Raw genomic sequence first — 12291 nt, forward strand, 5'->3', positions numbered from 1 at the left:
TTAAATAGGGCGGAACAGCTGATGGTCTTCCTGTAGGACTCGTGTCCGGAGTTCATCCAGCTGCTTCGTGGCGGCTGTTTCAAAGTAACGGGTCATAGATTTCCGGTTCAAATCGGAGTACCCCTCCTGTGGAAGAGGGTCCCCGATTGTTATGTAAGCATTCGGTTTTCGTTCATGCTCCAGGGCATAATAGATGGAAACAGGCACCACGTTGACGTGTGGAGCTTTTTGCACGATATAACTGATGCCGGAAAAAAACTCAAGCGGACGTTTTTCCAAAGGCTGTTCCGCCCCCTGGGGGAAAATCCATACCGTTTTTCCTTTAGATAACAGATCCGCACTATAGGAAAGGGATTCTATAAGATGCTTGTGGCTGCTGCTGTTGATGGAAAAGGCGCCAATGCTCCTGAAAAAGGGGAATTTCTGCAGCCCATCCTCATGCATCATACCGTATCCGTCGGAATGGACGACCTGGTCATTGAGATAAAAGATGAACAAAGGGTCCCACCATGCTGAGTGGTTGATAAGAAATAAGGTATTCTTTTTTGGAACGGTCTCCGGGGCATCCAACAGGATCCGGTTGAAATGTTTGTTCAGGAACATCCGGTTGAAACGGGTAAACCCCCACTCGATGATCGGACGTTTATGAGACGGCTTGAACATGTTTTTTCCTCCAAAAATAAAGAGCGTACCAGCCAGCGGTTAAGAGAGCGACAAGCGTGATAGCCAAATACAGCCCCCCGGTAAAGGCCATACAGATAAATAAGAACACCATCAGCCCGAACACCAAAGCCATTCGTTTCGGCCATGTTCCCTCATTCACCAGGTTATCCGGATTCCATATCAGGAATACGAGATGGAAGAAGGCGGCGGTGACAAACCAGCCGGCAAAGTTGCTGAAAGGAATGTCATAATAAAAGCCGGGTTCCTGCCAGATCCAGTATTCTTTTACTTTATAGGATACAGGATCGAGAATAAGATCGATCGTTACCGCACACAACGCTCCCGTCAAAAGAAACGTAAGGAAGCGGGGGAGGGATGGAAGGCCGCTGGAAATAACACGAGCGATTTCGTGGGAGCACCCGATGATCAAGAGCCAGGCAAACCCAATGGTGACAGGGGTGTCGGCGATCTTTATCCCAAAGTCCTGCGTGTAGTCATAGGTTCCGAACAGGAAGTTGTAGGCCACTCCTAAATGTTCGATATAAATACTGGCAGCTATAATGAACAGGCTGTAGAGGATGCCTGTTCTTTTCCCATACATATGTATAAAGTACAGCCCGGCGACAATACCGGCAGCGATTAAAAATACACTGTTGGCCCATTCGAGCCAGGGGGGCAGCCAGTCAAAGGTAACCAGGAATACGCCGCATATGTACCAGAAAATAAAAAAGCGGAAAATATAAGTGGACATGAACGCACCTCAATTTCTACGAAGAATATCAAATATATAACAGGGTCGAGACCTCCTATCATGATACCTCATCCATATAGAAAATAAACAATATTTTGTATTCAAATGGAATCCGGATACAGGGGTTCCTTTCATGCACAAAGAGCAGGCATGGGCCTGCTCTTTGTGTTTGTCTATTCTGTTACGTATGAGCCAGCTGCCCTTTTCGTATGTGCGGCCGGCGTTTCTGCATGAATGGAACGATCCAGTGATCCAGGCCGTACCGTCCGGCGTTGATACCGGCAGCAAGGATGAAAATCGTCAGGATGACCATCTGTGGATTGGTGCTGACTGTACCACTGAACAAGAAAGCAAAATTCATCAGGATGCCTCCAAAGGCTGCAGCTGTTGTAAATAATCCAAGGATAAGAGCGATGCCCGCAAGAATTTCTCCCCACATGACGAGCTGTGCGAATAATGGATGATTCGGAAGCGCGAACCCTTCAAGGAAAGCCGCCCACCATCCTTGTACGGCCGGGTGATCGCCTGCCGCCTGACTGATGGCTCCCTGGAGAAATCCCTGGACTTCAAAACCACCGGTCAGCTTACCAATACCAGCTTTCAGCCACGTCACACCGATATAAACCCGGATGACCGCTAACACAGCAGCCGCTATTTTATTGGTTCTCAGGAAATGATTCAACATGTTCCTCACTCCTTCGTTTATTATGTTCATTGTTTCACATGATTGCCGGCATCTTTGTTACAACTCCATTATATATTGAATCATGAGGATGGATGGTGTATTGCTCACTATTTCACAATATAGCCAAAAACATAAGAACGAATGGTGAACAGTGAGGGGCAAAGGAAGGTTATCGGGAAAGAATCCCGAATAAAGAAGAGAGAATGTCTAAAAATAAACGAAGCAGATGAAAGCGTTTTTTGTTAAAATGGGAGCAGAGAGAGGAGTGGGAAGATCATGGAAATGGTCATGAATGTAGTAAGTATTGTCGTTATGCTGGGATTGATCGGCCTCACGATTTTTGATCACGGTTAATACGTAGAAAAAAAAGCCCGGGAACCTGTCATACAGGTTCCCGGGCTTTTTTATTGTTAACGCACGCGTACGCAGATGAGCTGTTTATCTAGTTGAATTAAGCTAGGACGCGCTTATATAGCGTGATGCAGTAGGTACCGCTGTCACCAAGAGCAGAGGTGATTGTAAACGACGTCGGGCTGTTGACGCTGACAGAGTCAGTAACACCTGGAGCCGCTGCAAGCACACCTGCGGGTACACCTACGACTGCCCCTGCTACAGGAGCGAGACTGGAAGCGGAGTTGAAAATCTGGAAGGTTCCGGAGACGTAGCTTCCTGGAGGAGCGCTCCACACTTCTTCAGCTGCAAGCAGACCGTTGAAATTCCCACAAATTTTTTCCTGAACAATCTGCGCCTGCGGACAGCAGGCCGAATGTGATTGACACATAGTAATATTCTCCTTTGTTTTATTAAGCTAAAACACGTTTATACAACGTAATACAGTACGTGCCGGTGACTCCGGCGAGGGTGGTTACCGTAAATAATGTCGGGTTGTTAACACTTTCGGAAACGGTGTTCCCCGGCAGGGCTGTCAAAACGACATCTCCGGCTGTGACAATGTTCCCTGTACTTGATGCTGAATTAAATACTTGGAACGTTGCAGAAACATAGCTGCCGGCTGGAGCCTCCCATAAAGTATCAGCGACCAGCAGTTCATTGATATTCCCACAGATTTCCTCCTGGACGATCTGTGCCTGGGGGCAGCACGCGGACCCGGAATCCGAATAGACACCACACATATTCATTCCTCCTTGCAGTCTCAAATTTCACTTCTACACTATAGTAATAATCTATGTCATTTCGTAGAAACAGCTTGTGTATCCGTCTATGAAGACTTACCATATTGTAATTTGGGCCGCAGAAAAAATAGGCCGACACCTATTTGTCTTTCACTTCGATTATAGAAGTGAGAGGAGGTGAGAAATATGGCCGTAACCAACACACGCATGGATTCCCGGCTGCAGCTTGTATTAGCGGTTGGACAGGATGAAGAGGGAAACATGGTTTACAAGACGAAATCATTTAACAACATGAAAACCGAAGCAACGGATGAACAGCTTTACCAAACCGCAGCTGCGCTTGCACCGCTTCAACAGCACATCATGGAAGAAGTCGCCCGAGACAACCGCTCGATTCTTACTGAAGAATAATAACAAGGAGGTCAAACGATGAAAAAGCTCGAGCTTAAGTTTTTAAATGAAGAAAACAGGACAGTGACAATCAGTCTTGATGATCCAGTAGAACCAGTGGATCCGGCTTTGGTGAACGCTGCGATGGACGAAATCCTCGTGCAAGACTGTTTTACTTCAACTGGGGGAAGTCTTGTATCCAAGAAAGAAGCCCGTATTGTGGAACGGAACGTATTTGATATTGCGTTGTAAATGAAGAAAGCCGCCCGGGAGATGCGGGCGGCTTTTTTATCAAAAGGAGGATGCTGCCCTTGGACACGTGGATATCCATCATGGCGGATGTCGGTTTTCCGGTTGCGGTGACCTTTTACCTGCTTCACCGGATCGAAGGAAAGCTGGATCAGTTGATTGAAACGATGCATCAGTGGCCGGAAAAGCTGATCAATCAAAAATAAAGAACATCCAGCCATGACAGGCTGGATGTTCTTTTTAATTGGTAAGCCCCCATTGATTGAATGGATAGATGACCAGTTCTGTACGGCCGATGATCTCATCTTCTTCGATAAAGCCGAGACCGTTGCGGCTGTCTTTACTGATGGAGCGGTTATCTCCCATGACAAAGTATTTCCCGTCTGGAACATCCACAGGACCGTAGTCTCTCGTAGCGGAGGCCGCATCTTCACTCAAGTATTCCTGCGTCTGCTTTTCTCCATTAACATAAAGCTCGTGGTCCCGGATTTCGATGGTATCCCCCGGCTGACCGATGATTCGTTTCACATAACTTTTAACAGGACGTTCAATGATCACGATATCTCCACGCTCAGGTTCATCTATATAGTAGATAATTTTATTGAACATGACTCGTTCACCGTTTTGAAGAGTAGGATCCATACTGGCACCCTCTACGATAGACGTGGCGAAGAAGAACGTTCTTAGAATGAAGGCCAGCGTGATGGCGACGGCAATGGCTTTCAACCATTCCAGCCATTCATTTTTAGATTGTTCAGACAATCTCATCTTCCTTTCTCGATGAACAGAAATGATTTCGCTTTTATTTTACCATATTGGTTTAGAAATGAAAGGGAGATCGATTTCAATGTAATGGATATGTAACATAGGAAAGGGGGAATCTTCGTCAACCTATGTCGAATTGTAAATTGTTTTAGCATATATCTTTACAAATGGAATGAAAATTGAGATAATTTTTTTCGTGCAGGTTGGACAGGCGAACAAACATTCCTTTTGCTTACGTATTTGAAAGAGATAAAGACAAAAAGATAGGACTGGCAGGAGGTCGTCGCACGTGCAGGTCATGGATAAAGAGACGATGCTGGAAGAGATTGAGCACCTTCGAAAAAGAATGATGGAGGTCGCCAATGAAAAGGGATTCTCCAGTGTGGAATCGGTTCAAATCAGTCAGCGGCTGGATACATTACTCAACGAGATTCAACAACAATCATAAAACTTACAGAGCTTACCGTTCTGTAAGTTTTTTTATGTAGCTGCCCTCAGCGATGATGTCATCTATACATAAAGAGCAGATCAGTTTTTTTCTGTTTGATTGGAACAGGAAAGAGGATCGATCAAAGGGCGGGGATCACATTCCTGAGCAGTCACAGCAATGGTGGCAGGGTGAATCACTTTGACCGACTGGCAGATATCAATCAGCAGTTCCAGGCAGAGGCAGTGTTTGATTTTCGTAATCATTTGTACCCTGCAGGTAAAATGGGTCACTTCACATTGGATACTCGTGCCGGGCGGGGCACAAAGGAGCAGTTTTTCAATTTGCGAAAAGGCACACACACAGACGCATCCATTAGGGAGTTTGACACCCAGACAGCCTTCTTTACATAAAGTAACTTCATGAAGGATGATTTTTTCACCAGACGGCAGAAGAACCGGGACTTCTTTTCTCTGTCCAATTTCCCTGCAGATAATGGAGTCAAGACCTGATTTCCTGCAGCACCCATCCGTTAAAAAGCAGGTGTAACATTCACAGTCGAGAGGCAGTTCTTCCTTTCCTTGGGGAAGGATGTAATTTAAATCCAGGCAGTATTTTCCTCTCAGTACCATATCCCCCGTACGGACAACTTCAAGGCTCTGAAGACCTTGAACAGTCCTGCTGAATGTTTTCCCTGTACCACTATTTACTTTTTCGCCATTAATAAAAATAAAAAGATCGCTTAAATCTCCCTGCTGAAGGGTGAGGACAATGGTTCCTGTAATCGGTTCAGTCAACAGCGACTGCCAAAGCAGTTGACGGGAATCATTCGTCAAGGTGAAGTTGCCGCAGACCTCATCCATAAGGATATCATCACGAAATGAAATGGTTAAACACTTCGTAAATTGAAGAGGTGCGGTCACCCAGTCATACACTTTTTCTGTTTGTATACAATGCTTATCCATAAGATCCCCCCTTTTAGAATAGTAGCCGGCACCTGTAAACATTCATGCTGGTCCCTCTTTTTTATCATTCGTAACAAACGCTCCTCCATCTTCTTCCTGCAGGGAACCATAACGGCTCATGGACAGATCGGTTTCACGGGTTCCGGATCTTCGCATCCGGTGATTCGCAGATTATCCAAAAAAGCAGCCGAGTTAAACACCCGGTCAATGACATCAGCCACTCTGATCTGAAGGGTGATCAGTTCACAGCTGTAGCAGGACAGGTCAAGCTCCGCGGTGTAGATGTCCGTAGTCACAGCGTTATACGTAACATCATTAGGTGTAGGGAAAGGTGGAAGAGGAGCCATGGAACTCCCATTCGGCATATTGGAAAAGGGCGCAGCATTCGTAACCGTTACAGGATTTCCATCCGGAAGCAGGGCAATATTTTCTGTACCGAGAGAAGTGAAGACATCCGCCCGGAAATAGTCGGCAAACTGTCCGACAAACTGTGGATTTTCCTCGGTACCGAATTTCCAGTCGAATGTCAGCTTGCCGGGGTCTTTCGGCAGAAGGAATTGAAGCCTGACGGTGACAACATCAAGAGACACCTGCCCGTCCGGGGAACCTAAAGGATCTCCGGCGGGCACGATGGGCCCGCCTGTGTTTTGGGAAACAAAAGTAGGAGCGGTTCCTGGAGACAGGCTGGCAAAACCACTGCTTAAAACGACAAATTCATTTCCATTCGTCGGAAAACCCTGGAGCGCCGTAGAGAAAATTTCACTTTGAACAGATGGACCCGTCACTGTAGCATTTACTAAACAGCACTTTGTCAAAGGAGTGACCAGTGCTTCAACAATTTCATCTATTGTGGCCATACCGGCACACTACCTTTCCTAAAAAGATTGAATTTTGGGGTAAATCGGAAAAGGCAGGAGTAAAAGGTATCCTGCCCCGCCATTCATAATCGATAATTCGCGCTGATGCAGTATTTTCCCCGGCATGCGTTTCCTGCTGCCGCTTCTGTATTACAAATGATCCGGACTTCATCAAAGGTCTGGACCGTCACTGATCGTGTGTTTCCGTTACTCCCAAGTGTTGCCAGGGGGATCGTAAAGGTATCCACCACCACTCCACCATTCGCTACATAAACAGTCAATGGATCGGCACACCCGGTATCATAAAAGACACTGATGGTACCGGCATCAATCGAAAAACTTGAGGTCCAGACCGTTTCTGCAAGGTCGAATGCCGGGTCTGCCGTATCAGTTAAACAATCGATCGTAAAGTTTCCGCAGAACTCATCCATAGCAAATTGACCACCGCGGTCGGGACAACAACAATTCGCCATTCGTTTTCCTCCTTGAATCGTTATAGTACAGCCTATGATAAAAAGAAGAAGCTGCATAGGTTTGTGTACTAGAGGAATGAAAGTTTTTAAAATCAGGCACTTCTAATAAAAAGACACATCCGTCATGGATGTGTCTTAAAACAATTTGGCCCAGGCCGTCGGTTTTCCTTCGTTTCTCTGATAAGGGGCTTGTTTCTGTAATCTTGTAAATAAAGGTTTGTTTTGAGAAACGTTGATCGCAATTAACCATGTGTAAAGGCTTTGATTCACAAAGACTTAGTGACGATGCAAACATCCAGCGTTAAGTCGCACGTGACCATCTACACATGATGCCTTTGCATCTGCAAGCTGTCACACGTGTTTTTGTTATTTCAAATATTTCTCAAGTCGATCGAGACCTTTTTTCAGTGTTTCCATGCTGTAAGCGTAGGAAAGTCGCATATATCCTTCTCCATAGCTGGAAAAAGCATCTCCCGGCACGAGGGCCAGGCCGGCTTCTTCCACCAGCTCGACGGCTTTATCTGTGGTCGATTTACCATCCAGGGGGAATTGGATAAACAAATAAAAGGCACCGTCCGGCTGAGCGAATGATAATCCCATTTGTTTGAGTCGATCTGCTGCATAATCGCGACGTTCCTTATAGGCATCACGCATGTTCTCCGCTTCCTGCTTCTGATTGGACAGTGCTTCCAGAGCAGCATATTGGCTGATCGAGGTGGCGCAGGACACGTTATATTGATGGACTTTCAATAGATGACGGGACAGCCATTCCGGTGCAAGCAGATAGCCGATCCGCCAACCCGTCATGCTGTGGGACTTGGATACTCCGTTCACGACGATGACGTTGTCGCGGACATCCGAAATAGAAGCAATGGATGTATGCGGCTGTTCGTAGACGAGCTCGCTGTAAATTTCATCAGCAATGAGGAAGATGTCGTTCTGCTTGATGACTTCAGCGATGTCCTCCAACTCTTCTTTTGTTAATGAAACACCGGTTGGGTTGGAAGGGTAGGGAAGAATGACCGCTTTAGTTTTTTCGGTGATATGTGACTGAATAATGCCGCCGGTGAGCTTGAATTCCTCAGCACTCGTATCTGCAAATACCGGTATGCCGCCGGCGAGCCGGATCAATGGTTCATATCCCGGATATACAGGGCCGGGGAGGATAACTTCATCTCCAGGATGGAGGATGGTACGCAGGGAAAGATCCAGCGCTTCGGATGCTCCGACCGTTATAATGATTTCCTGTTCGGCGTCATAAGAAAGACCATAGGATGCGGCCGCATGATGCTGGACCGCCTGGCGGAGCTCAAGGAGGCCGGCGTTATGTGTGTAGCTCGTCTGGTCTCTTTCAATCGCCTGGATACCCGCCCGCTTGACGGCATCAGGGGTAGGGAAGTCCGGCTGGCCGATGGTCAGGGAAACGACGTCCTCATAATGGCTGACCATATTAAAAAAGCGGCGGATGCCTGAAATTTCGATGTTTTTAACTGTTGGGTTGATCAAATGCTCCATTATAGCTCTCCTTTTTACATAAAGTTAACAAAATGTTCAAACAATTCAAGTGTATCATTTGTTGAATTTTGTTATAATTCAAACTAAGACAGGGAAAGGAAGTGTAGAATGAGGTCGATTCACCGTTTATCTTTTGAAGAACTTGTTGATCGTAACAAGCAGCAGCTGCTGCAAGACGAAGAAGCGATTGAAGAAATTGAAAGACAAATAGATGAAAAACATACAAATAAACTTCGTCCTGACCATGTTGTAAATTAATGACTGTACTAAAAAAAGCGGCCGCCTGCAAGGGGCTGCTTTTTACATTTTCATAGGAACGTGGGAGAATGTAAAGCATAAACCATAACTATTTTCAGGCAGGTGATCCATATGAACGATGTTGGTTTAGTGTTGGAAGGCGGGGGGATGCGGGGAGCATATACCGCAGGAGTCCTGGATTATTTTCTCGATCAGGGTCTGCATTTCCCCTATGTTGTCGGAGCTTCTGCCGGCGCGTGTAATGGCAGCTCCTATGTAGCGAGACAGCGGGGCAGGAATTACCGGGTCATTGTTGAATACGGGGATCATCCCGAATACATATCCTATAAGCGAATGCTGACGAAACGGCAGTTGTTTGGCATGGACTTTCTTTTCGACAAGCTTCCAAATGAACTGGTCCCTTTCGATTATGACTCATTTATGAAACAGACGACGAAGTTCGTCGTAGCGACAACAGACATGGATTCCGGCAGACCGGTCTTTTTTGATTCCTTCCATGACAGGGAAAGTCTTCTGAAAGTCATCCGGGCTTCCAGCTCGCTTCCGATGATTGCTCCCAGCATTGACTTCGGCGGATTTCAACTCATGGACGGCGGTATTGCCGATCCGATCCCATTGCAGCGTTCGATTGATGACGGCAATCAAAAGCATGTGATCGTCCTGACAAGAAATGACGGGTATACGAAAGAAAAATCCAAAGCGGGCTGGTATTTGAACCGGCGGTATAAAAAGTTTCCGAACTTCGCTAAAACGATGACAGACCGCCATTTAAACTACAATGCCCAGTTGGAACACGTAAGAAAATTGGAGGAGGAGGGCAGGGCTCTCGTCATCCGTCCCCGCCAGCCGCTGGTGGTCAGCCGGATTGAGAGGAACCGCGACCGGCTGCACAACCTCTATACGCAGGGCTATCAGGAAGCAGAGGATCTTGGAGGACAGCTGGCCGATTTTCTTCAGATGGATCACTTAGAAATGAGCCGGACATGAGACCTGAGTATATAGCGTCTGAAATCAATGAAGCCTTGGCGGAACATAAGGATGACCGCCAACGGCAGCCGATGGAAAACTATATGAAAAACCACTTTCCATTCTATGGAATCCAAACGCCCGAAAGGAAAAAAATCCTGGCTCCTTTTGTGAGCGACAGTAAAACCTACCATGAGAAGGAACGATTCGGATTGGCGTTTCAACTTTTTCAGATGCCTGAGAGAGAATGTCACTATGCAGCCCTGGCTGTCTTGGAAAAAGGGAAAAAGGCGGTTTCTCCGGAGGCGCTGGAGTTTTACAGAGAGCTCCTTTTGATGAAACCGTGGTGGGATACTGTTGATATGATCGCTTCCCATCTGTGCGGCGAATATTTTAAGCTCTACCCGGAACAGCTGCGTCCATATACAGAACAATTCCGTGATTCGGACTTTATGTGGCTGCGTCGTGCCGCACTGCTTTTTCAACTGAAGTACAAAGGGGAGACAGATGAAGCCCTTTTATTTGAAACCATCCTCCGTTTAAGAGAGGAGAAGGAATTTTTCATCGAAAAAGCCATCGGATGGGCCCTCAGGGAATACAGCAAAACCGATCCGGATGCTGTTATCGATTTTTTATCGACGCATGAATGCCGTCCCCTCAGCCGCCGGGAGGGATTGAAGTGGCTGAAGAACAAGCAGCCTCACCTGCTGGACCGTCTCTAGGTTTATTCCTTAAAGCTCCTGTTCATAATGGAGAAGAGAACAAGGATAAAGGAGACGTACATGATGAATATGGGTGAATGGCTCGATCCTCACTTTTTGGAAGAACCGATCCAATGGCTGGATGAAGATATCCTTCAGATATTTGGTATGGAGCCGGAATACATCCAGTTTCTTCTGGTGTTTGCTTTCATGGGGGCTTTGATGTGGGTGGTAAAGCCGGTGGTCGAGTGGCTGATGCTGCGAAACTGGCTCATCTTTTTAAGTGGCGGGGCCTCTGTATTGATCGCGCTCGTTTTCCTGCAGATGGTGGACAGGTATGCCATGTCAGGAACAACATCCACCCTGCCGGAATACTACTGGTTCATCTGCCTTTCCGCTATCAGTGGATACGGTCTCACCCTCGCCGGGTGGCTGACGGTAAAACAGGCGTACCTCAGATTCACGAAGCGTAAAAGAAGGAAGGCTGCTTGAACTCTCTTTTAAAAAGAGAGTTTTTTTCTTCACCACTGGACGAGTCCTGCCGATACTATAGGAGGATGTTTAGAAGAAAGGGCGATGTTCATGAAACAGGACCAGGGAATTTTACTGGAGAGTGGTACCAATGAACTCGAAATCGTAGAGTTTGGAATTGGTGAAAACCGCTTCGGTATGAATGTGATAAAAGTGAAAGAGATTTTAAACCCGCAGCCAATGACAAAAGTGCCTCACTCCCACCCCTCTGTAGAGGGGATCATCGATATACGCGGTGAAGTCGTGCCCGTCGTCGATGTTGCGCATGCGCTGGGATTTCCAGCCTCTGATCGTCCGGAAAAGGATAAGTTTATTCTCTCGGAATTCAACCAGACGAAAATCGTTTTTCACGTCCATACGGTTACTCAGATTCACCGGATTTCATGGGAACAGATTGAAAAACCGAATCAAATGTATCAAGGCCTCGACACGCAGATCACCGGGGTCATCAAAAGAGAAGAGGATATGCTGCTTCTGCTTGATTTCGAAAAAGTGGTCGCTGATATCAACCCGGAAACGAGTATGAAAAAAGAACAGCTCCGGGAGCTGGGACAGCGGGAGCGTTCTTCGAAAAAGATCCTTATAGCTGAAGACTCTGCCATGCTCCGTGCGATGCTTCAGGAAACGTTGAGTGAAGCCGGGTATGATCAGACCGTCAGTTTTGAAAACGGCAGGGAGGCGTGGGATCATCTCGAAGGAATGATGGAAGAAGGAAAAACGATGACCGAGGAATACCAGCTGATCATTACAGATATCGAAATGCCTATGATGGACGGTCATCATTTTACGAAACTGTTGAAAGAGCATGAGCAGCTGCAGGTACTTCCTGTTGTCATATTTTCCTCCCTTATTACAGAAGATCTCCGACATAAAGGAGAACGAGTAGGGGCAGATGCCCAGGTTTCCAAACCGGAAATCGTGGAGCTGGTCAAAATCATCGATCAAAACATCTTGTAACATAA

At 46.6% G+C, this 12291-nt stretch carries 19 protein-coding genes; 9 read left to right on the forward strand and 10 right to left on the reverse strand.

From position 1 onward, the window contains the following. From ACXAJH_RS01220 to ACXAJH_RS01240, 5 genes are all read right to left on the reverse strand, one after another. Entirely contained in the window at nucleotides 1-663 is a 663-nt protein-coding gene (locus ACXAJH_RS01220; protein ID WP_474968333.1) for a lysophospholipid acyltransferase family protein, read from the reverse strand. Further along, on the reverse strand, nucleotides 644-1414 hold the full coding sequence (locus tag ACXAJH_RS01225; protein ID WP_474968334.1) for a carotenoid biosynthesis protein: 771 nt from the start codon (nucleotides 1412-1414) through the stop codon (nucleotides 644-646). The genes ACXAJH_RS01220 and ACXAJH_RS01225 overlap by 20 nt, the downstream gene beginning before the upstream one ends. Before the next feature lie 181 nt (nucleotides 1415-1595). Continuing rightward, a complete protein-coding gene (locus ACXAJH_RS01230) occupies nucleotides 1596-2099 on the reverse strand; it encodes a DoxX family protein (protein ID WP_474992895.1) in 504 nt (167 codons plus the stop codon). A gap of 451 nt (nucleotides 2100-2550) precedes the next feature. Continuing rightward, nucleotides 2551-2880 carry an S-Ena type endospore appendage gene (locus ACXAJH_RS01235; RefSeq protein ID WP_474992897.1) on the reverse strand — a complete coding sequence of 110 codons (330 nt, stop codon included), beginning with the start codon at nucleotides 2878-2880 and terminating at the stop codon, nucleotides 2551-2553. Between the two features lie 22 nt (nucleotides 2881-2902). After that, on the reverse strand, nucleotides 2903-3232 hold the full coding sequence (locus ACXAJH_RS01240) for an S-Ena type endospore appendage (RefSeq protein ID WP_474991798.1): 330 nt from the start codon (nucleotides 3230-3232) through the stop codon (nucleotides 2903-2905). 186 nt (nucleotides 3233-3418) lie between these two features. Between ACXAJH_RS01240 and ACXAJH_RS01245 the strand changes: the two genes are divergently transcribed. Genes ACXAJH_RS01245 through ACXAJH_RS01255 form a run of 3 tightly spaced genes read left to right on the forward strand, consistent with a single transcriptional unit; the run spans nucleotide 3419 to nucleotide 4077 of the window. After that, nucleotides 3419-3643 carry a DUF1659 domain-containing protein gene (locus tag ACXAJH_RS01245; RefSeq protein ID WP_474971552.1) on the forward strand — a complete coding sequence of 75 codons (225 nt, stop codon included), beginning with the start codon at nucleotides 3419-3421 and terminating at the stop codon, nucleotides 3641-3643. A gap of 18 nt (nucleotides 3644-3661) precedes the next feature. Continuing rightward, entirely contained in the window at nucleotides 3662-3874 is a 213-nt protein-coding gene (locus ACXAJH_RS01250) for a DUF2922 domain-containing protein (protein ID WP_474968339.1), read from the forward strand. A gap of 59 nt (nucleotides 3875-3933) precedes the next feature. Beyond that, the gene (locus ACXAJH_RS01255; RefSeq protein ID WP_160835417.1) at nucleotides 3934-4077 is read left to right on the forward strand and encodes a YvrJ family protein; all 144 of its coding nucleotides are present in this window, start codon (nucleotides 3934-3936) and stop codon (nucleotides 4075-4077) included. Nucleotides 4078-4111: 34 nt separating this feature from the next. Here ACXAJH_RS01255 and lepB read toward each other — a convergent pair whose 3' ends face one another. After that, nucleotides 4112-4639 carry a signal peptidase I gene (lepB, locus tag ACXAJH_RS01260; protein WP_474968340.1) on the reverse strand — a complete coding sequence of 176 codons (528 nt, stop codon included), beginning with the start codon at nucleotides 4637-4639 and terminating at the stop codon, nucleotides 4112-4114. 295 nt (nucleotides 4640-4934) lie between these two features. On the opposite strand from lepB, the gene ACXAJH_RS01265 reads away from it, so the two are divergent. After that, entirely contained in the window at nucleotides 4935-5084 is a 150-nt protein-coding gene (locus ACXAJH_RS01265; protein ID WP_474970380.1) for a Spo0E family sporulation regulatory protein-aspartic acid phosphatase, read from the forward strand. Between the two features lie 80 nt (nucleotides 5085-5164). Here the strand turns inward: ACXAJH_RS01265 and ACXAJH_RS01270 are convergent, their stop codons facing one another. The 4 genes from ACXAJH_RS01270 to ACXAJH_RS01285 all read right to left on the reverse strand — a co-directional run bounded on the left by ACXAJH_RS01270 (nucleotide 5165) and on the right by ACXAJH_RS01285 (nucleotide 8873). Next, nucleotides 5165-6028 carry a BMQ_0737 family morphogenetic spore coat protein gene (locus ACXAJH_RS01270; protein ID WP_474968341.1) on the reverse strand — a complete coding sequence of 288 codons (864 nt, stop codon included), beginning with the start codon at nucleotides 6026-6028 and terminating at the stop codon, nucleotides 5165-5167. Nucleotides 6029-6144: 116 nt separating this feature from the next. Beyond that, nucleotides 6145-6885 carry a choice-of-anchor L domain-containing protein gene (locus ACXAJH_RS01275; RefSeq protein ID WP_474991802.1) on the reverse strand — a complete coding sequence of 247 codons (741 nt, stop codon included), beginning with the start codon at nucleotides 6883-6885 and terminating at the stop codon, nucleotides 6145-6147. 83 nt (nucleotides 6886-6968) lie between these two features. Next, nucleotides 6969-7358 (reverse strand): DUF3992 domain-containing protein, encoded by a 390-nt coding sequence (locus ACXAJH_RS01280; RefSeq protein WP_474991804.1) that lies wholly within the window; start codon nucleotides 7356-7358, stop codon nucleotides 6969-6971. Between the two features lie 366 nt (nucleotides 7359-7724). After that, nucleotides 7725-8873: an aminotransferase A gene (locus ACXAJH_RS01285; protein WP_474992899.1), complete on the reverse strand. Its 1149-nt coding sequence runs from the start codon at nucleotides 8871-8873 to the stop codon at nucleotides 7725-7727. Between the two features lie 108 nt (nucleotides 8874-8981). Between ACXAJH_RS01285 and ACXAJH_RS01290 the strand changes: the two genes are divergently transcribed. The 5 genes from ACXAJH_RS01290 to ACXAJH_RS01310 all read left to right on the forward strand — a co-directional run bounded on the left by ACXAJH_RS01290 (nucleotide 8982) and on the right by ACXAJH_RS01310 (nucleotide 12286). Beyond that, nucleotides 8982-9131 carry an FbpB family small basic protein gene (locus ACXAJH_RS01290; RefSeq protein ID WP_474968345.1) on the forward strand — a complete coding sequence of 50 codons (150 nt, stop codon included), beginning with the start codon at nucleotides 8982-8984 and terminating at the stop codon, nucleotides 9129-9131. A gap of 111 nt (nucleotides 9132-9242) precedes the next feature. Continuing rightward, nucleotides 9243-10118 (forward strand): patatin-like phospholipase family protein, encoded by an 876-nt coding sequence (locus ACXAJH_RS01295; RefSeq protein ID WP_474971549.1) that lies wholly within the window; start codon nucleotides 9243-9245, stop codon nucleotides 10116-10118. Then, complete coding sequence (locus ACXAJH_RS01300; RefSeq protein ID WP_474968347.1) at nucleotides 10115-10819, forward strand: DNA alkylation repair protein; 705 nt, start codon at nucleotides 10115-10117, stop codon at nucleotides 10817-10819. Before ACXAJH_RS01295 ends, ACXAJH_RS01300 begins: the two co-directional genes overlap by 4 nt. Before the next feature lie 63 nt (nucleotides 10820-10882). Further along, nucleotides 10883-11290, forward strand: a complete 408-nt coding sequence (locus ACXAJH_RS01305) for a hypothetical protein (RefSeq protein WP_474968348.1) — start codon at nucleotides 10883-10885, stop codon at nucleotides 11288-11290. 90 nt (nucleotides 11291-11380) lie between these two features. Further along, complete coding sequence (locus tag ACXAJH_RS01310) at nucleotides 11381-12286, forward strand: chemotaxis protein (protein WP_474970381.1); 906 nt, start codon at nucleotides 11381-11383, stop codon at nucleotides 12284-12286. The last annotated feature ends 5 nt before the right edge of the window (nucleotides 12287-12291 follow it).

Source organism: Halobacillus sp. ABD4_316 (assembly GCF_056161385.1).